The sequence below is a fragment of the Mesobacterium hydrothermale genome, assembly GCF_035818635.1.
GTDB classification, from domain to species: Bacteria; Pseudomonadota; Alphaproteobacteria; order Rhodobacterales; family Rhodobacteraceae; genus Mesobacterium_A; species Mesobacterium_A hydrothermale.
Genome location: NZ_JAYLLH010000005.1, coordinates 104,208 through 123,068, shown reverse-complemented (window position 1 = coordinate 123,068; position 18,861 = coordinate 104,208). Strand labels below are relative to the sequence as shown.

Sequence of the window (18,861 nt, the reverse complement as noted above, 5' to 3'; positions counted from 1 at the left end):
CGGTCCCGCCCGTATTGTTTGTTCCTGCGGTTTCCAGATACATCCTGCATGGCGCGCTGTCTAACGGCTTTGCCCCGGATCGGCAGGTTCTTGTCACCGGGTGGCGGCTGCGCCGCGAATCGGAAAGGAGCGGCTGATGCCCACGGCCCTTGTCACCGGCGCTGCCGGGTTCATCGGATACCACCTGTGTCAGCTGCTGCTGAACGACGGGTTCACCGTCTGCGGCACCGACGGCATGACGACCTATTACGACATCGCGTTGAAACGCGACCGGCTGGCCCGGCTACGGGTCCGCGACGGGTTCGCCTTTACCGAAGGGATGCTGGAAACGCCGGGTCTGATCGAAAGCCTGGCAGCCGACTGCAAACCCGACGTGATCGTCCACCTCGCGGCGCAGGCCGGGGTGCGCTACAGCCTTGAAAACCCGCGCAGCTATATCGACAGCAACATCGTTGGCACATTCAACGTGATGGAGGCGGCGCGGCAACAGCAGGTTGCGCATCTGCTGATGGCCTCGACGTCGTCGGTTTACGGGGCGAACACGCAGATGCCCTATGCCGAAACGCACAAGGCCGACCTGCCGATGACGATCTACGCCGCCACCAAGAAGGCGACAGAGGCAATGGGCCATTCCTATGCCCACCTTTGGAACCTGCCGACCACCCTGTTCCGGTTTTTCACCGTCTACGGGCCCTGGGGCCGGCCCGACATGGCCTATTTCAAGTTTACCCGCGCCATTCTGAACGGCGACCCGATTGACGTTTACAACAACGGCGAGATGTACCGCGATTTCACCTATGTCGGTGATCTTGTCCGCGCGATCCGTCTGTTGATCGACACGCCGCCTGTGCGCCCTGCCGATGGTGAAACCGTGCCCGAGGGCGACAGTCTCAGCCCGGTGGCCCCGTATCGTGTCGTCAACATCGGCAATTCGACCAGCGTGAAGCTGACCGATTTCATCGCGGCGCTGGAACGCGCGCTGGGGATCGAGGCGCAAAAAAACCTGCTGCCGATGCAAAAGGGCGACGTGCCCGCGACATGGGCCGATGCCAGCCTTCTGCACCGGCTGACGGGGTACCGCCCGCAGACCGACGTGGGCGACGGGCTGGCGGCGTTCGTCGATTGGTATCGCGCCTACTATGACGCCTGACCGTCCGGCTCTGTCCGCAGAACCGACCCGTCCAGAACCTTGACCTCGCGCTGCGGAAACGGAATCGAGATATCGTTTGCCTTGAACGCATCCCACAGCGCCAGGAACACGTTGCCACGAATGTTGGTCAGCCCGCCGGTCGGATCAGTTATCCAGAACCGCAGCACGTAGTCCACAGAGCTGTCGCCGAAGCCGATGATATGGCAAACCGGCGGCTTTTGCGTCAGGACCCGGTCAACCGACCGCGCCGCGTCGACGGCGATCTTGCGCACCTTGTGCGGGTCGTCGGAATAGGCCGTGCCAAAATGGATATCCAGCCGCACGAAATCGTTGGAATGGGACCAGTTGACGACCTGCCCGGTGATCAGATCCTCGTTCGGGATCAGGTATTCCTTGCCGTCGCGCGTCACGACGCTGACATAGCGCGCGCCCAGGCTTTCGATCCAGCCGAACGTATCGCCAAGGCTGATCACGTCGCCCGGCTTGATCGACTTGTCCAGCAGGATGATCACCCCGGACACAAGATTCGACACCACCTTTTGCAGGCCAAAGCCGATGCCGACACCGATGGCCCCCGACAATACCGCCAACCCGGTCAGGTCGACCCCCACCAGCCGCAGCCCAAGAAAGAACGCCGCCCCGTACAGCACGACTTGCAGGAACTTGACCGCCAGAACCTGCATCGACGGGCTGATTTCGGAATTGGACTTGATGCTGGCAGTGGTGGCCACCGCCACCCCGCGCGCCGCCGCCATCAGCACGGCCAGCATCACCACCGCCTTCAGCGCCAGCCAGGCGCTGATATGGGTCGACCCGAAATTGACCGAGAAACTGGCCAGCAGCGTTTCCGCCTCGTCTGTCAGGCCAAGAATGTTCAGCGTCACCCAGGACCACGCGCCATAGCGCACGATGGTGCGCAGCAGGCCGTTGGTGATCAGCCGGGTCGCAAACGCGATGAACAGCCACGCGGTGGCCCAGTTCGCGATGATCGACAACAGGTAGGACCGGCTGGGCCAGGTCACCTCTCGCATGATCCAGACCGTCGACCACAACAGCAGCGCGAACAGGATCATCCGCATCCGGCGATGCACCATCAAGCCCAGCCGGGTCCGCCACATCGGCCAGTTGTCCCGGGTGCGCAGCCATTCGCGCAGACGCGGCTGCGCCATCCGCGCCAACAGCACCGCCAGCACGAACACCGCCAGCGCGATCCCAACCTGATAAGCATTCCACGGCCGCATCAGACCCAGCAGGAAATTCTCGGCCTGAGCCAGCAATCCGGTGGCAATGTCCTGGGCCACCTCGGCCGTCGTTGCGGCCTGGTCCGGCGTTGCGGTTGCCCCCGTGGCGGCGGCAGAGGGATCTGGCGTGGGTGCGTCTGTGGTCATGTGTCGTCCGTTTGTCCAAGCGTTGCACGGCTTGTGACACCGGGCAAGGGCCGCGCAAAGCGGCAAGGCCCAGCGCTCCGCGGCAAAGCGCCCTGAGCCCCGCGATTGCGCTGCCCACAGCCCGCACTTGCGAGAATCCGGCGCAGGCTGTATCTGGGCGCCATGGAAATGGTCTTTGATCTCGACGACCGGGCGCGGCTGCGCGAACGGTTCTATGGTGCCAGCCACACGGTTCTGGCCCGACTATAATCGTTTGCGCCGGGGATCCGGCGCGCCTGACCAACCGCCTTTTGCAAACATTCTGAACGGGAGAGGACCACATGTCCCCCAAAACGCTCTATGACAAGATCTGGGATGCCCACGTCGTCCAGGAAGACGCCGACGGCACCTGCCTTCTGTATATCGACCGCCACCTCGTGCACGAGGTGACCAGCCCGCAGGCCTTCGAAGGTCTGCGCATGGCCGGCCGCAAGGTGCACAGCCCCGACAAGACCATCGCCGTGCCGGACCACAACGTGCCGACCACAGCGGGCCGCGAAGACCCGGCGCAGATGACCGAGGACAGCCGCATCCAGGTTGCCGCGCTCGACAAGAACGCCCGTGATTTCGGCGTGCACTATTATCCGGTCAGCGACATCCGCCAGGGCATCGTGCACATCGTCGGTCCGGAAAACGGCTGGACCCTGCCGGGCATGACCGTGGTCTGCGGCGACAGCCACACCGCGACCCACGGCGCCTTCGGTGCGCTGGCGCATGGCATCGGCACATCCGAAGTGGAACACGTTCTGGCGACGCAGACGCTGATCCAGAAGAAATCCAAGAACATGAAGGTGGAAATCACCGGCAAGCTGCGCCCGGGCGTGACCGCCAAGGACATCACCCTGTCCGTGATCGGCCACACCGGCACCGGCGGCGGCACCGGCTATGTCATCGAATATTGCGGCGAAGCGATCCGCGACCTGTCGATGGAAGGCCGGATGACCGTCTGCAACATGGCGATCGAGGGTGGCGCCCGCGCCGGCCTGATCGCACCGGATGAAAAGACCTTTGTCTATGTCAACGGCCGCCCGCATGCCCCGAAAGGTGCCCAGTGGGAAGCGGCGCTGACCTGGTGGAAGACGCTCTATTCCGATGACGATGCGCATTGGGACAAGGTCGTGACCATCCGCGGCGAAGACATCGAGCCCGTCGTGACCTGGGGCACCTCGCCCGAGGACGTGCTGCCGATTTCCGCAACCGTTCCCGCGCCCGAGGATTTCAAGGGCGGCAAGGTCGATGCGGCACGGCGCGCGCTGGATTACATGGGTCTGACCCCGGGTCAGAAGCTGACCGATATCGAGATCGACACCGTTTTCATCGGGTCCTGCACCAACGGCCGGATCGAAGACCTGCGTGCCGCGGCAGATATCCTGAAAGGCAAGAAGATCAAGGTGAAACGCGCCATGGTCGTGCCGGGCTCGGGCCTTGTCCGCGCCCAGGCCGAAGAGGAAGGCCTGGCCGACATCTTCAAGGAGGCCGGTTTCGAATGGCGCCTTGCGGGCTGTTCCATGTGCCTTGCGATGAACCCCGACCAGCTGTCCGAAGGCGAGCGTTGCGCCTCGACTTCGAACCGCAACTTCGAGGGCCGTCAGGGCTACAAGGGCCGCACCCACCTGGTGTCGCCCGCGATGGCCGCCGCCGCCGCGATCACCGGTCACCTGACCGACGTGCGCGACCTGATGGGCGAAGACGCCTGACCCGTCCCGGGGCGGGGAACCCCCCTGCCCCGTCAACCATGCCTTTGGCCCGCATCGGGGCGAAGCGCCGGGTTTCTGCACTGCGGCATGCATGGAATGTGCATGGGTTGTGCATCGACTGTGCCCCCGGGCCCCGGCGACCGCCAACACAAGATGTTGAGGGTCAGCTTTAGGAGAACGCAGATGGAAAAGTTCGAGAAACTCACCGGGATCGCGGCGCCCATGCCGCTGGTCAACATCGACACCGACATGATCATCCCCAAGGAATTCCTCAAGACGATCAAACGCTCCGGTCTGGGCGTGCACGCCTTCGACGAGATGCGCTATGACCGCCAGGGCAACGAAATCCCTGATTTCGTTCTGAATAAACCGCAATACCGCGAGGCGTCGATCCTTGTCGCCGGCAACAATTTCGGCTGTGGCTCGTCCCGTGAACACGCCCCCTGGGCGCTGGCGGATTTCGGCATCAAGGCGGTGATTTCCACCAGCTTTGCCGACATCTTCTACAACAACTGCTTCAAGAACGGCATGCTGCCCATCGTCATGCCCCAGGACGCCGTGGACGTGCTGATGAAGGACGCAGAGAAGGGGTCGAACGCCCGGATGATCGTCGATCTGGAAACCCAGACCGTGACCACCTCGGACGGCGAAGTCTTCAACTTCGAGATCGATCCGTTCAAGAAACACTGCCTTCTCAATGGCCTGGACGATATCGGCCTGACGATGGAAAAGGCCGGCGCGATCGAAACGTTCGAGTCCCGCATGGCGCAGGAACGTCCCTGGGTCTGATCCGGTTCCCCCCGCCCCGCCACATGCGGGGCGGGTTTCGCGGCCAGATCGACGCCAAATAGCGTCATATGGCTGCACACCCCCTTTCCACAACATATTGATTTTTCGCAGGGTTTCACCGCAACCGCCCCCCGGATTGCGGCTTTTGCGCATCATGTTCCAAGGGATCTGAGGGAATTTTCCGCCTCTTCCCCGCTGCACGGTTGAGCGGCCGCAACAAACACGGCAAAAATTGGGCAACAATGAGGCAGCGCGCCACAATCGGCGCGGAAACACGGGCATAAGGCCGCGGCATCGCATCGCGACCAGCCTGATGAGGATAGAGCAGTGATCAAACGCAGCTTCACCGCCGGCGTGCGCGCGGTTCTTGTGACCGGGCTGGTGATGACCCCTTCGGTGGTTTTTCCGGGAACGGCCGCGGATTCCACACAGGCCATCGCCTTTGTCGCGCTTCTGGCGGGTATTCTGACCTTTGTCGAATATGCCGGGGCCGCGCCAAGCCTGATTGATTTTCGCAGCGCCCCGCCAATCAACCGTCTGCGCTTTGTCACGCTGCTGGCGCTGCTGTTGGTGGTTACGGCTGTGGTGTCTGACGGCACCGGGCACGGCGGCTGGGGCAGCCAGGTCGCTGCGCTTGCGGCACCGGTGGGCCAGGCGCTGGACTTTCCGTTTTCGCCCGTGCACCTGCTGACAATCGCCGATCCGCGCAACACCGCAAGTGGCGTCGAACTTGTGCGCGATGCAGCCGGGCTTGGCCTTGTCCTGTCATCGGTTGCCGTGATCTTGACGCTCTGGATCCTGAAAACGCTGGACTGGCCTTTGAACAACGGCGCGTTCAACGTGCATGTGAACCTGCCGATGTTTGACCCGACCAGCGGCGGCGACGTGCTGGCCCGGATGAAGCGCGACGCCCAGATTAACATTGCCTTAGGATTCCTGATGCCATTCTTGACCCCGGCACTTGTCGGGATCGTGTCGCCGTTCGTCACGTTGCTGTCCCCGGCAGAGCCGGAAACACTGATCTGGATCGTATCGCTTTGGGCCTTTCTGCCGACCAGCTTGATCATCCGGGGCACGGCCCTGTTACGTGTCGCCGCCCTGATCGAGGAAAAGCGCCGCCGCGCCTATGCGCAGCGCGGCGACGATGGCTTGCAGATCGCCTGATCCCCGGCCTGCTGGCGTGGCTGGGCCTGGCCCTGTCCTGCTGGGCAGAGCCGATCCGCGTCGCCACCTTTCACGCCGACCTGTCGCGCAAGGGGCCCGGGTTGTTGCTGCGGGACCTGCTGAACCGCGATGATAGTCTGTCCGCCAGCGTGCAGACGATTGTCATGCGGCACCCCGATGTGTTGGTTCTGACCGATATCGACTTTGACCACGACCGCGCCGCGCTGCGCGCACTGGCGGCGTGGCTGGCAGAGGCGGGGCATCCCCTGCCCCATGTTTTTGCCTTGCGTCCAAACACCGGCCTGCCGACGGGAATCGACCTGGATGGCGATGGGCGCGACGACGGGCCACGGGATGCGCAAGGCTATGGCCGGTTTTCCGGTCAGGGCGGCATGGCGGTGCTGTCGCGCTGGCCGATCGACGAAGACCGGGTCACGGACCTCAGCACCCTGCTTTGGGACGCACTGCCCGGCAGCGCGATGCCCGCCGACGATCCCGGGCGCGCGGTGCAGCGCCTGTCTTCGACCGGGCACTGGATCGTGCCAATCCAGTCTGATCCACCGATCGCGGTGCTGGCATTCCACGCCACTCCGCCGGTGTTCGACGGGCCAGAGGACCGCAATGGGCGTCGCAACGCGGATGAGGCGCGGCTGTGGTCACTGGTGCTGGACGGGGCCTTTGGCCCGCCACCGGATCGCATCGTGATTGCCGGCAATGCCAACCTTGACCCCGATCGCGGGGAGGGCCGCAAAGGGCCGTTGCGCGCCCTGCTGACCGATCCCCGCCTGCAAGACCCCGTCCCGCAAGGCCCCCATGGCGCGATCACCGCGAACTGGCAAAAGGCACCGGGGCCGCTGCGGGTCAGCTATGTTCTGCCCTGGGCGGGGTGTCGTGTGACAGGGGCCGGCGTTGACTGGCCCCCGAACGGCTCCGCGGTGCACGGGCTGGCCTGGGTCGACCTTAACCCATGACCGGTTGCGGCTCGGCGGTGGCGTCCGAGACCGACAGTGCCTGGCGCAACGCCTCGACCGGTTCGGTCGGATGAAACTCGGGCAGCATCTCATCGAAGGCCGCACCATCCAAATGGTGGGGCTTGGACCACAAGTACCGCATCTCCAGCAGCCCGCCGGCGATTTTCAGCACCGGACGGGCCAGTTGGATCGGCCACCACGACATCTGTTTGATCGCCACCGGACGCCCCAGCGCCTGCGCGACCAGCGCCCCCAACTGCGCACCGGTCAGGGTATAGCCGGGGAAAGTGACCTCGGCAAACCGGGGCAGGTGCGCCCGTCGCTCGCACAACGCCACGCCGGCGCGCGCCAGATCGGGCAGGAACGCCCATGCGTGGTCACGATCCAGCGGACCGGGATAGACGAAGGACCCATTGGGCAGCTTGGCTGCCATGATCTTGTCGAACCAGTTGCCGGATGCGGTCGTATCAATGAAATCCCCCGCCCGCAGCAAGATCACCGGGATCCCTGCATCCCGCAGCCGCGCCTCGAGCGCGACCCGCAGACGGCCCAGCGGGTTGTCGGCCAGATGCGCGGTGTCCGGCGCAAGGCGGGCCGGGGCCTTAGCGCCGTAGACATAGACATTGCCGGGTTGCAACAGCGTCGCACCGGTCTGGCGGGTGACGTCAATAAGCCGGTCGATCTGACCCGGCAATTCCGCCTGCCAACGGTGATAGGGCGGGTTCCAGCCATTCACGATGACATCGGCCCCCTGCGCGGCGATCGCCAGATCGTCGCGCTTGCGGTCGAACAGGCGCACGGTCCAGCCGCGGTTCCAGAAAGCTTCGGCCATGTTGCGGCCAAACCGGCCGGTTGCGCCAAGGATCAGTACGGTTCCCGGCATCTTGTGCCTCCTCATCGGTGGTGGGATCAACCAATGAAGACAAGATGCGGCATTCACACCAGTATGAGTATTGCCAAGAATCGCAGATTTGATATTCAATATTGAATGGACGCTACGCTTACCCAACTCGATTGGTCGTTGGTTCAGACCTTTGTGGCGGTGGCCGAAACCGGGTCTTTGTCTGATGCGGCACGGCAACTGGGCAGCAGCCAACCCACTGTCGGCCGCCAGATCAAGCAATTGGAATCGCTTCTGGAAGTCACCCTTTTCCAGCGACATCCACGCGGCCTGTCCCTGTCTGAGACCGGCCACGCGCTGCTGCCGCATGCGCAGCGGATGCGCGACGGGATGCACGGGCTGAGCCTGACGGCCGCCAGCCGGTCCGAGAAACTGTCGGGCCCGGTGCGCCTGACCGCCAGCGTTTTCGTGGCACAGCACCACTTGCCCGGCATCCTGTCGCAATTGCGACGGGACGAGCCCGAGATCAGCATCGACCTTGTCGCGACGGACGAAACGGAGAACCTGCTGTTCCGCGAAGCCGACATCGCCGTGCGGATGTTCCGGTCCGAGCAACTGGATGTGGTCACCCGGTATCTGGGTGAACTTGAGATCGGGCTCTACGCGGCCAAATCGCTGGTCGAGCGTTTCGGAACCCCCGAGAATTTCGACGATACGATCGAACTGGGCATGGTCGGTTTTGACCGAAACGATGCGATCCTGCGTGGGATGCAGACGCTGGGGATCCCGGCGCAACGCGATTGGTTCGCAACCCGCTGTGATCAGACGCTGGTGTACTGGGAACTGGTCCGCGCGGGCTGCGGCGCCGGTTTCGTGATGAGCTGTGTCGCCGACCACGATCCCGGCGTCGTGCGCTTGCCGGTGAATTACCCGATTCCCACGCTGCCCCTGTGGCTTGCCGCGCACGAGGCCGTGCGCACCACGCCCCGCATCCGTCGGGTCTGGACCGCCCTGGAAGACGGTTTGCGCCCCCTTGTCATGCCGCGTTGACCCGGCGTTTCTTGACGTTGTGCGGCGCAAGCGATAGGCGAAAGCCGTTATAACCGAAGGACAGCCCGCAATGACCAACCCCTCGCTTCTTATCCTTCCCGGTGACGGGATCGGCCCCGAAGTCATGGCCGAAGTGCGCAAGATCATCGACTGGTACGGCGCCAACCGTGGTCTGGCCTTCGACGTCACCGAAGATCTTGTCGGTGGCTGCGCCTATGACAAGCACGGCACCCCGCTGCACGACGACACCATGGCCAAGGCACAAGAGGTCGACGCCGTCCTGTTGGGCGCCGTCGGCGGCCCGAAATACGACAACCTCGACTTCAGCGTGAAACCTGAACGCGGTCTGCTGCGCCTGCGCAAGGAAATGGATCTGTATGCCAACCTGCGCCCGGCCCAGTGCTTCGACGCGCTGGCCGATTTCAGCAGCCTGAAAAAGGATGTCGTCGCCGGTCTGGATATCATGATCGTGCGCGAACTGACCTCTGGCATCTACTTTGGAGAGCCGCGCGGCATCATCGAAGAAGGCAACGAGCGCGTCGGCATCAACACCCAGCGCTATACCGAATCGGAAATCGACCGGGTTGCCCGCAGCGCCTTTGAACTGGCGATGCGCCGGAACAAGAAGCTCTGTTCGATGGAAAAGGCCAACGTCATGGAATCGGGGGTTCTGTGGCGCGAAGTCGTGACCGAGGTCAGCAAGGACTACCCCGAGGTCGCGCTGAGCCACATGTATGCCGACGCCGGCGCCATGCAGCTGTGCCGCTGGCCCAAGCAGTTCGACGTGATCGTCACCGACAACCTGTTCGGCGACCTGCTGTCGGATGCCGCCGCAATGCTGACTGGTTCGCTGGGCATGCTGCCGTCCGCGTCGCTGGGGGCACCGATGGCCAATGGCCGCCCGAAAGCGCTGTACGAGCCGGTACACGGCTCTGCCCCCGACATCGCCGGTCAGGGCAAGGCCAACCCGATTGCCTGCATCCTGTCCTTCGCCATGGCGCTGCGTTACAGCTTTGACCACGGCGACGAAGCGACCCGCCTGGAACAGGCCGTGGAAAAGGTTCTTGCCGACGGCTATCGCACCGCGGACCTGCTGGGCGAAGAAGGCAAACAGCCTGTGTCCACCTCTGAAATGGGCGACGCGATCGTGGCGGCGCTGGACGCCAGCCTGTAAGCTCGGCCCAACGGAACCCCCCCAAAGGCCCTGCACGATGCGGGGCCTTTGGCATTTATGAAGGTCGGGTATACCGGACTGGGGCCTGCGCTCTGGTGCCCCTATGTGATTGTGGTTCAGAAACCATTGCCCGAAAGATATTTCATGTTGACCCGATTCAAGATCCGCTTGGCCGCGGGCCTGTCGCTTGCCCTGACCCTGGCCGCCTGTGACACCGCCTATCCCGTGACCGTGATCGGCGAGGGCGGCGTGGTGTTCCGTGGGGCAGCCACCAATACCTTCCTGGAAGGAGGCAGTTTTCAGGCCACGAATGGCCGGGTCACCTGCACCGGCACCTATACCCAATATGCCGACATCCGCACCGTCAGCTTTCCGGTGGTCTGTTCCAATGGTCTGACCGGCATCGGCACCGCCGCCTTTGAGACCGCCAGGCGTGGGTCTGGTTTTGTCACGATGTCGGATGGCAGCCGCTGGCAGTTCCTGTTTGGACGCGGCGCGCTGGCACTTTAGGCCGGAGCCACCGAAAAGCTCTTGATCCCCGGGACCGCCCGGGGATAGCACGGGGGCGCTATCGTCAACATCGGACCTGTCACCATGGGACACAACGCCCGGGGCGCGCTGCTTGCGCTGCTGGCCTTCGCGATTTTTTCGACCCACGACGTGATCGTGAAAACGCTTGGCGATACCTACAGCCCGTTTCAGATCGTGTTTTTCAGCGTGTTCTTCGGTTTTCCGCTCGTCACGATCATGCTGATCCGCGATTCCGAACCGGGACATCTGCGGCCTGTTCACCTGTGGTGGACCCTGTTTCGGACGCTGGCAACGGTGATCACCGGCGCGTCCGCCTTTTATGCGTTTTCGACCATTCCGATGGCGCAGACCTATGCGATCCTGTTCGCTGCGCCACTGCTGATCACCATATTGGCGATCCCCATTTTGGGTGAAACCGTGCGTCTGCGCCGCTGGATTGCGGTGATCGTGGGCCTGTGCGGCGTGCTGATCGTGCTGCGCCCCGGCACCACGGATCTGAGCCTGGGCCATGTCGCCGCGTTGGTGGCTGCGGTGTTCAGTTCGTTTTCGTCGATCATCGTGCGCAAGATCGGACAGGATGAACGCAGCGTGGTTTTGTTGCTGTATCCGATGCTGGCGAATTTCGTGCTGATGGGGGCGCTGATGCCCTTTGTCTACCAACCCATGCCGGTGGCGCATCTGGGCGGTCTGGCGTTGATGTCCGCGATGGGGTTTGTGGCCTCGGCCCTGGTGATCGCGGCCTACAAGGCGGGCGAAGCCGTGGTCGTGGCGCCCATGCAGTATTCCCAGATCCTGTGGGCAGCACTTTATGGCGTGCTGTTCTTTGACGAATATCCCGATGGCATGACCCTGCTGGGCGCCACCGTGATCATCGCCAGCGGCACCTATATCGTGCTGCGCGAAGGGCGCTCTCAGGCCTCTGACAACACCCCGGTGCTGCGCAGCCGCACCCGCCTGGACACCGGCACCTTGCCCCGCGTCGGGCTGGTTCTGCGCCTTGTGCGAAAGAAACCCAAAGCCCGCCAATAGCCCCTTGCCAAACCCCTGTGGCTGGGCTATGCCGCGCCGCACGGTCGGAGTGTAGCTCAGCCTGGTAGAGCACTGTCTTCGGGAGGCAGGGGCCGGAGGTTCGAATCCTCTCACTCCGACCAATAATCATAAAATCTCTGATGCCTACGGGCACTCCGGGCCCTGAGCGAGCGATGCCACGCGGATCAAATGGGCCGGGTCACGGTCGTTCCGGGTCGCCCGGCGCGTGACCGTTCTTGGCCTAACGCCCCGCGGGTTCCGGCTCTGCCGGGACAACGTCAACGCTGTGATGGCTGGCCTGCCCGCCTGCGGTGCGCATCATCCCACGCACCGGGGCCACGTCGAAATAGTCGCGGCCAAAGCCAATGACGATGTGGTCCTGCGCGACGAAAACGTCATTCGTCGGGTCGAATTCAATCCAGCCGGCCTCACGCCCGCACCACGCCCGCACCCAGGCATGCATCGCGTCGGCCCCTTCCAACCGGGGTTGACCCGGTGGCGGCAGCGTGCGCAGAAACCCCGATACATAGCCCGCAGGAATGCCGATCCCGCGCAGACAGGCGATCATGATGTGGGTGAAATCCTGACAAACACCGTGACGGTTGGCAAAGGCCTCTGCCGGGGGGGTGTGCACATCCGTCGCCTCGGCATCAAACGTCATTTCCGAATACAGCGCGTGGCCAATCGCTGCGACCGCCTGCGCCGTGGTCATGCCCGGTGACAGGCAGGCGCGGGCAAAGGCGGTCATGTCAGGCTCTGGCCCGGTGCGAACCGACGGCCCCAGGAAATGATGCGGGGCCAGCGGCTCCAGGCTGTGCACGCTGGCTATGTCCCGTGCCAACGTTTCCAGCCCCACCGAAAGTTCCAGTGCCGCCTCTGCGGGCAGCCGTTCAACCGAGGCCCGCAGCGAAACCTCAATCCGGTCGATCGGTTGATGAAAGCTGATCCAGGTGGTCGGGTTGCCGAAAAAATCGACCCCGTCCCAGCGTTCCGGCGGCACCGGATCCACCGATAGCAGCCCTGCGATCACGTTCTGACGGCCAGAGATCATGGCCGGGAATACATGCAGCAGATTGCGGGCATGATCCGACGCGGAATCATAGTCATATTCGACCGTCAGAGAGATATCGAAACGCATCACGTCACCGCAGGTAAACTGACGACAACAGGTCGGACGTCTGCGCCAGCACCGTGCGGATGTTGACCAGCGCCTCTTCCGACAGGTCCTCTGGGTCAGCGACAGCCAGTTCGCTTTGCAGCGGCAGAAGCGCCCGCATCACCGATGACGGCCGATGCTCTGGCTGGTCCTGCGGCAGGTCCCGCGCAATGCCCAGCATCCGGTTGACCTGGAACAGGATCGCCCGCGGGTTCTGCGGATCGAGCGCCAGCAGATCCAGCACCGTTTCGCGCGTTGCGCCGCTGTGATACCGGCGGCGATGCGACATCGCGCTGTCGCCCAATTCCACCGCGATATCGAAGGCCCCCATCGGCGCATCGGCATCGGCAAAGGCGATCAGCGCCGATGCCGTCGCATCGGCCCGTTCCAGCGCTCGGCCAAAAGCAAGGAATTGCCAACCTGTAAAGCGGTACATGTTTTCATGCACCAACCCGGTGAATCCTGTGATCTTGCGCAGCAGAACGCTCATGGCGCGGGCGGCATCGTCGCCGGGGCGCGCGGTGTCCTGCATCCGGCCTGCGGTTTTCGCAAGGTCCTGCAACGCCGCCCAGCCATCAGTGGAAAACCGGTCACGCACCTTGCCCGCACAATTGCTGGCCCAGGCCAGCAGTTCGATCAACGCGGGCGGAATCGGCTGCGTCGCATCGATCCAGATCCTGTCCATGAAGTCAGCCAGTTGCACCAGCCGTGCATCTTCGGGATCACCTGTTTCGCCCAACCGCAAGTTATAGGCCCGGACCAGGCGGAACGCCGCCTCGGTCCGTTCGACATAGCGGCCCAACCAGAACAGGTTTTCCGCAGCGCGGCTTGGCAGCGCTTCGCGCCGAACGTGGCGCAAGCCCCCCCTGTCCAGCAGCGTTTCCTTGGCAACGGGCGTATCGGACACGACCCAGACATCGGCCACGGATCCACCGCGCTGCATCGCCAGCGCGGTGGCATCGTCCGACAGGCCGATCCGAGCATATCCGCCGGGCATGAACACCCAGCCATCGGGCGTGCGCGCGGCGGTCACACGCACCGTCATCGGGCGCGGAGCAAGACGTCCGTTGCGCCACGCCGGTGTCGTGGACAGGGTGACCACCTCTTGCCCGACCAGCATGTCGCCTTCATTCTCGATCCAGTCATCAACCGAGGCTCGGGCGGAATAGCGGAACTCGCCCCCCAGCGCGGTGGTGGCGCCAATGTCGAACGGCAGGTCCTGATCCAAAGCGCCGCCAATCATCATCCTGTCGGTGTTCCGCTGCACGTAGTCGCGCTCTGCGGGCTGGCCGCACCACCAGGTGGCGATGTTGGGCAGCTTGAGCGGCGCACCGGTCAAGACCTGGCTGATCTTGGGCAAAAACGCCATCAGCGCCCGCATCTCCAGCACACCAGAGCCCAGCGCGTTGATCAGGTTCACGTTGCCCAGGCGCAGCGCGTTGACCAGACCGGGAGTTCCCAGCTTCGAGTTTTCAAGCAACTCCAGCGGATCCGCGAATCCGGAATCCAGTCTGCGCCAGATCGCGCCAAGTGGTTCCAGCCCTTCCACCGTGCGCACCTTGAGCACGCCGTCCTGTACGATCATGTCTTCGCCTTCCAGCAGCAGCAGGCCAAGGTATCGGGCGATGAACGTGTGTTCGAAATAACTGGCGTTGCCGGGGCCGGGAGTCAGGATCGCGCTGCGCCGGTTGCCGCTGCCCGGCAAGGTATCCAGCGCATCGCGGAAGGCGCGGAAGAATCCGGCCAGTCGGTGCACATTGGTGCGCGGCAGCGTGTCCTGGAAGATCCGCGTCGTCGCCATCCGGTTTTCCAGTGCGAACCCCGCGCCCGACGGGGCCTGCGTCCGGTCCCCCAGCACGAACCACGACCCGTCGGGGTTGCGGCTGATTTCAAAAGAGATCACGTGCAGGAAATGTCCCGAAGCGGGCCGGATCCCCACCATTGGGCGCAGCCATTCGGGGTTGCGCGCGATCAGCCCCGCAGGCAAGTGCCCGTCGCGGATCAGCGTGGCCGGGCCATATAGATCGTCCATGACCTGTTCCAACAGGTCTGCGCGCTGCGCCAGCCCATCGCAGATCGTGGCCCACTCCGCTTCGTGGATCAGTACCGGGACCGGAGACAATGGCCAGTCCCGTTCCGGTGCCGGATCGTTCGTGTAATGCCGGAAATAGACCCCCGCATCCTGCAGGTAGTTCTTTCCGCGGCCAAAGTCTTCTTCTGCCTGTTCCGGTGTCAGCCGCGCCAGGTGGTTGATCAGCGGGCGCCAGACCGGACGTATGTTGCCGTCTGCGCCGAACAACTCGTCCGCCACGCCGACCTTGGGACGATAGGCCCCCAGCAGACGTGTGAGATCGGGCTGTTCCGGCGCAACGCGCTGGGTCATACGGCAAGCCCCGGAATACGGCGAAGGTCAAGCGTCATCGGAAACTCCGGGTGCGGCTGTTCAGGCTGCGGATGGTAGGTTCCGGCACTATGCCCATAGGGTTCGAACCGCGCAAGCCGGCGCGCCTCGGCTTCGTTCGCGTTGACCGGGAACGTGTCGTAGCTCCGCCCACCGGGGTGTGCAACGTGATAGGTGCAGCCCGCGATCGGCCGGTTCGACCAGGTGTCGTAGATGTCGAACGTCAGCGGTGCGTTGACCGGCAGCACCGGGTGCAGTGCCTCGGGCGGTTGCCACGCCTTGAACCGGACGCCGGCGACCGAGGTGCCGGACTGATCGGTTTTCGCCAAAGGCACCGGGCGCCGGTTGCACATCACCTTGTAGCGGTCCTGGAACTGCGTGGTCAGTGTGACCTGCAACCGTTCAACCGAACTGTCGGTATACCGCACGGTGCCGCCGATGGCCCCGGTTTCGCCCAGCACGTGCCAGGGCTCCAGCGCCTGCCGCAGTTCCAGCTTGACGCCCTCGGCCTCGACCTCGCCGCAGAAAGGAAAGCGGAACTCGGCCTGGGCTTCGTACCACACCGGGTCAATGGCATAGCCGTGGTCGGCCAGGTCGCGCACCAGCGTCAGGAAATCCTGCCACAGGTAGTGCGGCAGCATATAGCGGTCGTGCAGCGTGGTACCCCAACGCACCGGCCGCCCCTGCACCGGCGATTTCCAGCAACGTGCGATGATCGCCCGGATCAACAATTGCTGGGCCAGGTTCATGCGGGGATGCGGCGGCATCTCGAAACCGCGGAATTCCACCAGCCCCAGACGCCCGGTGGGCCCATCGGGGGAATAAAGCTTGTCGATGCAAATTTCGGCCCGGTGGGTGTTGCCGGTGACATCGGTCAGCATGTTTCGGAACAGCCGGTCCACCAGCCAGGGCGGCGGTGCCATGCCTTCGCCCGGGGCGGGCACCTGCGCCAGCGCCATTTCCAGCTCATACAGGGTGTCGTGCCGCGCCTCGTCGATCCGGGGTGCCTGCGATGTCGGACCGATGAACAGGCCCGAGAACAGGTAGGACAGCGACGGGTGCCGCTGCCAGATCAGGATCAGCGATTTCAGCAGATCGGGACGGCGCAGGAACGGGCTGTCGTTCGGCGTTTCGCCGCCCACCACCACGTGGTTGCCACCACCGGTGCCGGTGTGGCGCCCGTCGATCATGAACTTGTCCGCGCCCAGCCGCGATTGCCGGGCTTCGTCATAGATCGCCTCTGTCGTGGCGACGCAATCTTCCCAACTGTGAGCGGGGTGGATATTCACTTCGATCACGCCGGGGTCGGGGGCGACACGGATCACGTTCAGGCGCGGATCGTTCGGCGGCGAATACCCCTCGATATGAATCGGCAGGTTCAGCTCTTCTGCCGTCACCTCGGCCGCGGTCAGCAATTCCAGATAATCTTCCAGCGTGTCACAGGGCGGCATGAACAGACACAAACGCCCGTCACGCGGCTCGATCGCAATCGCGGTGCGCACCGCACCATCGATTTCATGGCCCAGTTCCTGCGGCACCACGGTCTGGCTCATCTCTTCGGACCCGCGCAGGGATTTGTCCTGCGTGTGACCGGGGGACACTTCGGGCAGCATCGCGGCCTGTTCGGCCTCTTCCCTGGCCAGCCGGTCGATTTCGTCCTGGATCGCCTTTTTGCGATCGGAAAGGCGCACCTTGAAATCAGGCAGCGGGCCAACCGGGATCGTTGGGTCTGCCGGATAAGAATACGGGTAATAGGCAGGCGCGACATAGGGCAGCGTCGGCAGTGGCAGGCGGAATCCGACGGGGCTGTCACCGGGCACGAGGAAAATTTTTCCGCGCCGCGGTTTCCACATCTCGGACCGCCACTTGGCCGGCTTGTCGGCAGACTGCCAGCGTTGGATCGGCAGCATATACCCTGCCGGCTCGGTCAGACCCCGGCTGAAGACACGGGCAAAGCGTGCCCTGTCCTCGGGGTTCTTCAGCTTTGAGTTTTCCGGCGTGACATTGGGCGGCAGGTTGGCCTCTTTCAGGATCCACTCTGCCGGATCCTCGAACGCGGGCTGGGCAAAATCGGGATCAAGCCCGAGGTTCTGGGCAAATGTCTGCATGAACTGCCCGGCGTCCTCGGCACTGGCCGGGTTGTCATCCGCTTCGCGCGCCACCAGATCGGGATTGTTCCAAACCGGCTGCCCATCGCGCCGCCAGTAGAGCGAGAAGGTCCAGCGCGGCAGGCTTTCGCCGGGATACCACTTGCCCTGTCCGTAATGCAGAAAGCCACCCGGCGCAAAACGGGTGCGCAAACGCCGGATCAATTCGTCTGCCAATCCACGTTTCTGCGGACCGACGGCTTCTGTGTTCCATTCCGCGCTTTCGAAGTCATCAATCGACACGAACGTCGGCTCGCCCCCCATGGTCAGGCGCACGTCCTCTGCCGTCAGTTCCGCATCGACCTTGCGTCCCAGCGCGTTCAGCCGTTCCCACGCCTCGTCCGAGAACGGCTTGGTGATGCGGGGGTGTTCGGAAACGCGCTTGACCTGCATGTCGAAGGCAAAATTCACTTCGGGCGCACCAGCAGACGAATAGCCGCCGGTGATCGGCGCGGCATTGCGATAATGCGGGGTGGCCGCCAGCGGGATGTGGCTTTCTCCGGTCAGCAGGCCGCTGGTCGGGTCCAGCCCGATCCAGCCTGCACCCGGCAGGTAGACTTCGACCCAGGCGTGCAGGTCGGTGAAATCGACCTCGGTTCCCGAAGGGCCGTCCAGCGATTTCACATCCGGCTTGAGCTGGATCAGGTAACCCGAGACGAAGCGCGCGGCAAACCCCAGGTGGCGCAGCACCTGCACCAAGAGCCAGCTGCTGTCGCGACAGGATCCACGCTTGACGGTCAGCGTTTCCTCGGGCGTCTGCACACCCGGTTCCATCCGGATGGTGTAATCGACCGTATTCGACACCCGCTGGTTCAACGCCACAAGGAAATCGACGGTATTGGTCGCGTCAAACGGGATCTGCCCGATGAATTGCGCCAGAAGCGGCCCCTCGGCCTCGGGCGTGCGATAGATCACAAGGTCGTCGCGCAGTTCCGCCGGATAGTCGAACGGCCATTTCTCGGCCGATTCCTCAACGAAAAAGTCGAACGGGTTGTAGACCGTCATGTCGGCGACAAGATCGACCTCGATCTTCAGCTCGGTCACCGGTTCGGGAAAAACAAACCGCGCCAGCCAGTTGCCATAGGGGTCCTGCTGGTGGTTCACGAAATGCCCCCCCGGCGACACCTTCAACGAATGAGAGATCACGCGCGTACGGCTGTGCGGTGCCGGTCGCAGGCGGATAATCTGCGGGTCCAGCGTGACCGGGCGGTCATACTGGTAGTGGGTCAGGTGGTGGATGCTTGCATAGATCGCCATGGGTGGCCGTCACTTCGCCGGTTGTGTGCGTTGGCCCCCAGTGTGGCGTCTAACGCCGCAGGCATGCAAGCAAATGC

General features: G+C 63.7%; 15 protein-coding genes and 1 tRNA gene. 11 read left to right on the top strand and 5 right to left on the bottom strand.

The genetic code is table 11. The annotated features are described in order from the left end of the window. Positions 1 to 136 precede the first annotated feature (136 nt). On the top strand, positions 137 to 1,150 hold the full coding sequence (locus VK792_RS05550) for an NAD-dependent epimerase/dehydratase family protein (RefSeq protein ID WP_326296365.1): 1,014 nt from the start codon (positions 137 to 139) through the stop codon (positions 1,148 to 1,150). Here VK792_RS05550 and VK792_RS05545 read toward each other — a convergent pair. Further along, positions 1,138 to 2,538 carry a mechanosensitive ion channel family protein gene (locus VK792_RS05545; RefSeq protein WP_326296364.1) on the bottom strand — a complete coding sequence of 467 codons (1,401 nt, stop codon included), beginning with the start codon at positions 2,536 to 2,538 and terminating at the stop codon, positions 1,138 to 1,140. The genes VK792_RS05550 and VK792_RS05545 overlap by 13 nt on opposite strands. Before the next feature lie 105 nt (positions 2,539 to 2,643). Between VK792_RS05545 and VK792_RS05540 the strand changes: the two genes are divergently transcribed. The 5 genes from VK792_RS05540 to VK792_RS05520 all read left to right on the top strand — a co-directional run bounded on the left by VK792_RS05540 (position 2,644) and on the right by VK792_RS05520 (position 7,198). After that, positions 2,644 to 2,787, top strand: a complete 144-nt coding sequence (locus VK792_RS05540) for an isopropylmalate isomerase (RefSeq protein WP_326296363.1) — start codon at positions 2,644 to 2,646, stop codon at positions 2,785 to 2,787. A 71-nt stretch (positions 2,788 to 2,858) separates the two neighbouring features. Then, positions 2,859 to 4,274, top strand: a complete 1,416-nt coding sequence (leuC, locus tag VK792_RS05535) for a 3-isopropylmalate dehydratase large subunit (RefSeq protein WP_326296362.1) — start codon at positions 2,859 to 2,861, stop codon at positions 4,272 to 4,274. Positions 4,275 to 4,457: 183 nt separating this feature from the next. Next, the gene (gene leuD / locus VK792_RS05530; RefSeq protein ID WP_326296361.1) at positions 4,458 to 5,063 is read left to right on the top strand and encodes a 3-isopropylmalate dehydratase small subunit; all 606 of its coding nucleotides are present in this window, start codon (positions 4,458 to 4,460) and stop codon (positions 5,061 to 5,063) included. Between the two features lie 327 nt (positions 5,064 to 5,390). Further along, complete coding sequence (locus tag VK792_RS05525) at positions 5,391 to 6,227, top strand: hypothetical protein (protein ID WP_326296360.1); 837 nt, start codon at positions 5,391 to 5,393, stop codon at positions 6,225 to 6,227. A gap of 101 nt (positions 6,228 to 6,328) precedes the next feature. Further along, on the top strand, positions 6,329 to 7,198 hold the full coding sequence (locus VK792_RS05520; protein WP_326296359.1) for an endonuclease/exonuclease/phosphatase family protein: 870 nt from the start codon (positions 6,329 to 6,331) through the stop codon (positions 7,196 to 7,198). Here VK792_RS05520 and VK792_RS05515 read toward each other — a convergent pair. After that, the gene (locus VK792_RS05515) at positions 7,188 to 8,081 is read right to left on the bottom strand and encodes a Rossmann-fold NAD(P)-binding domain-containing protein (RefSeq protein ID WP_326296358.1); all 894 of its coding nucleotides are present in this window, start codon (positions 8,079 to 8,081) and stop codon (positions 7,188 to 7,190) included. The genes VK792_RS05520 and VK792_RS05515 overlap by 11 nt on opposite strands. Before the next feature lie 105 nt (positions 8,082 to 8,186). Here VK792_RS05515 and VK792_RS05510 point away from each other — a divergent pair, with 105 nt between their 5' ends. The 5 genes from VK792_RS05510 to VK792_RS05490 all read left to right on the top strand — a co-directional run bounded on the left by VK792_RS05510 (position 8,187) and on the right by VK792_RS05490 (position 11,945). Further along, positions 8,187 to 9,089 (top strand): LysR family transcriptional regulator, encoded by a 903-nt coding sequence (locus VK792_RS05510; RefSeq protein ID WP_326296357.1) that lies wholly within the window; start codon positions 8,187 to 8,189, stop codon positions 9,087 to 9,089. Positions 9,090 to 9,159: 70 nt separating this feature from the next. Beyond that, positions 9,160 to 10,263, top strand: coding sequence for a 3-isopropylmalate dehydrogenase (gene leuB, locus VK792_RS05505; protein ID WP_326296356.1), 1,104 nt, complete (start codon positions 9,160 to 9,162; stop codon positions 10,261 to 10,263). Between the two features lie 144 nt (positions 10,264 to 10,407). Next, complete coding sequence (locus VK792_RS05500; RefSeq protein WP_326296355.1) at positions 10,408 to 10,773, top strand: hypothetical protein; 366 nt, start codon at positions 10,408 to 10,410, stop codon at positions 10,771 to 10,773. Positions 10,774 to 10,857: 84 nt separating this feature from the next. After that, positions 10,858 to 11,823, top strand: coding sequence for a DMT family transporter (locus tag VK792_RS05495; RefSeq protein WP_326296354.1), 966 nt, complete (start codon positions 10,858 to 10,860; stop codon positions 11,821 to 11,823). A 45-nt stretch (positions 11,824 to 11,868) separates the two neighbouring features. Beyond that, positions 11,869 to 11,945: transfer RNA gene (locus VK792_RS05490), tRNA-Pro, on the top strand. A 119-nt stretch (positions 11,946 to 12,064) separates the two neighbouring features. Here the strand turns inward: VK792_RS05490 and VK792_RS05485 are convergent. From VK792_RS05485 to VK792_RS05475, 3 genes are read right to left on the bottom strand one after another with little or no spacing between them, the layout of a single operon-like run. Continuing rightward, on the bottom strand, positions 12,065 to 12,961 hold the full coding sequence (locus VK792_RS05485; protein WP_326296353.1) for a transglutaminase family protein: 897 nt from the start codon (positions 12,959 to 12,961) through the stop codon (positions 12,065 to 12,067). A gap of 4 nt (positions 12,962 to 12,965) precedes the next feature. Then, the gene (locus VK792_RS05480) at positions 12,966 to 15,362 is read right to left on the bottom strand and encodes a circularly permuted type 2 ATP-grasp protein (RefSeq protein ID WP_326296352.1); all 2,397 of its coding nucleotides are present in this window, start codon (positions 15,360 to 15,362) and stop codon (positions 12,966 to 12,968) included. Beyond that, the gene (locus VK792_RS05475) at positions 15,359 to 18,784 is read right to left on the bottom strand and encodes a transglutaminase family protein (RefSeq protein WP_326296351.1); all 3,426 of its coding nucleotides are present in this window, start codon (positions 18,782 to 18,784) and stop codon (positions 15,359 to 15,361) included. The genes VK792_RS05480 and VK792_RS05475 overlap by 4 nt, the downstream gene beginning before the upstream one ends. Positions 18,785 to 18,861 lie beyond the last annotated feature (77 nt).

Coding starts and splice junctions, on each gene's coding strand:
- VK792_RS05550 (WP_326296365.1), top strand. CDS start 137: ATGCCCACGGCCCTTGTCACCGGCGCTGCCGGGTTCATCGGATACCAC.
- VK792_RS05545 (WP_326296364.1), bottom strand. CDS start 2,538: ATGACCACAGACGCACCCACGCCAGATCCCTCTGCCGCCGCCACGGGG.
- leuC (WP_326296362.1), top strand. CDS start 2,859: ATGTCCCCCAAAACGCTCTATGACAAGATCTGGGATGCCCACGTCGTC.
- leuD (WP_326296361.1), top strand. CDS start 4,458: ATGGAAAAGTTCGAGAAACTCACCGGGATCGCGGCGCCCATGCCGCTG.
- VK792_RS05515 (WP_326296358.1), bottom strand. CDS start 8,081: ATGCCGGGAACCGTACTGATCCTTGGCGCAACCGGCCGGTTTGGCCGC.
- VK792_RS05510 (WP_326296357.1), top strand. CDS start 8,187: ATGGACGCTACGCTTACCCAACTCGATTGGTCGTTGGTTCAGACCTTT.
- leuB (WP_326296356.1), top strand. CDS start 9,160: ATGACCAACCCCTCGCTTCTTATCCTTCCCGGTGACGGGATCGGCCCC.
- VK792_RS05500 (WP_326296355.1), top strand. CDS start 10,408: ATGTTGACCCGATTCAAGATCCGCTTGGCCGCGGGCCTGTCGCTTGCC.
- VK792_RS05495 (WP_326296354.1), top strand. CDS start 10,858: ATGGGACACAACGCCCGGGGCGCGCTGCTTGCGCTGCTGGCCTTCGCG.
- VK792_RS05485 (WP_326296353.1), bottom strand. CDS start 12,961: ATGCGTTTCGATATCTCTCTGACGGTCGAATATGACTATGATTCCGCG.
- VK792_RS05480 (WP_326296352.1), bottom strand. CDS start 15,362: ATGACCCAGCGCGTTGCGCCGGAACAGCCCGATCTCACACGTCTGCTG.
- VK792_RS05475 (WP_326296351.1), bottom strand. CDS start 18,784: ATGGCGATCTATGCAAGCATCCACCACCTGACCCACTACCAGTATGAC.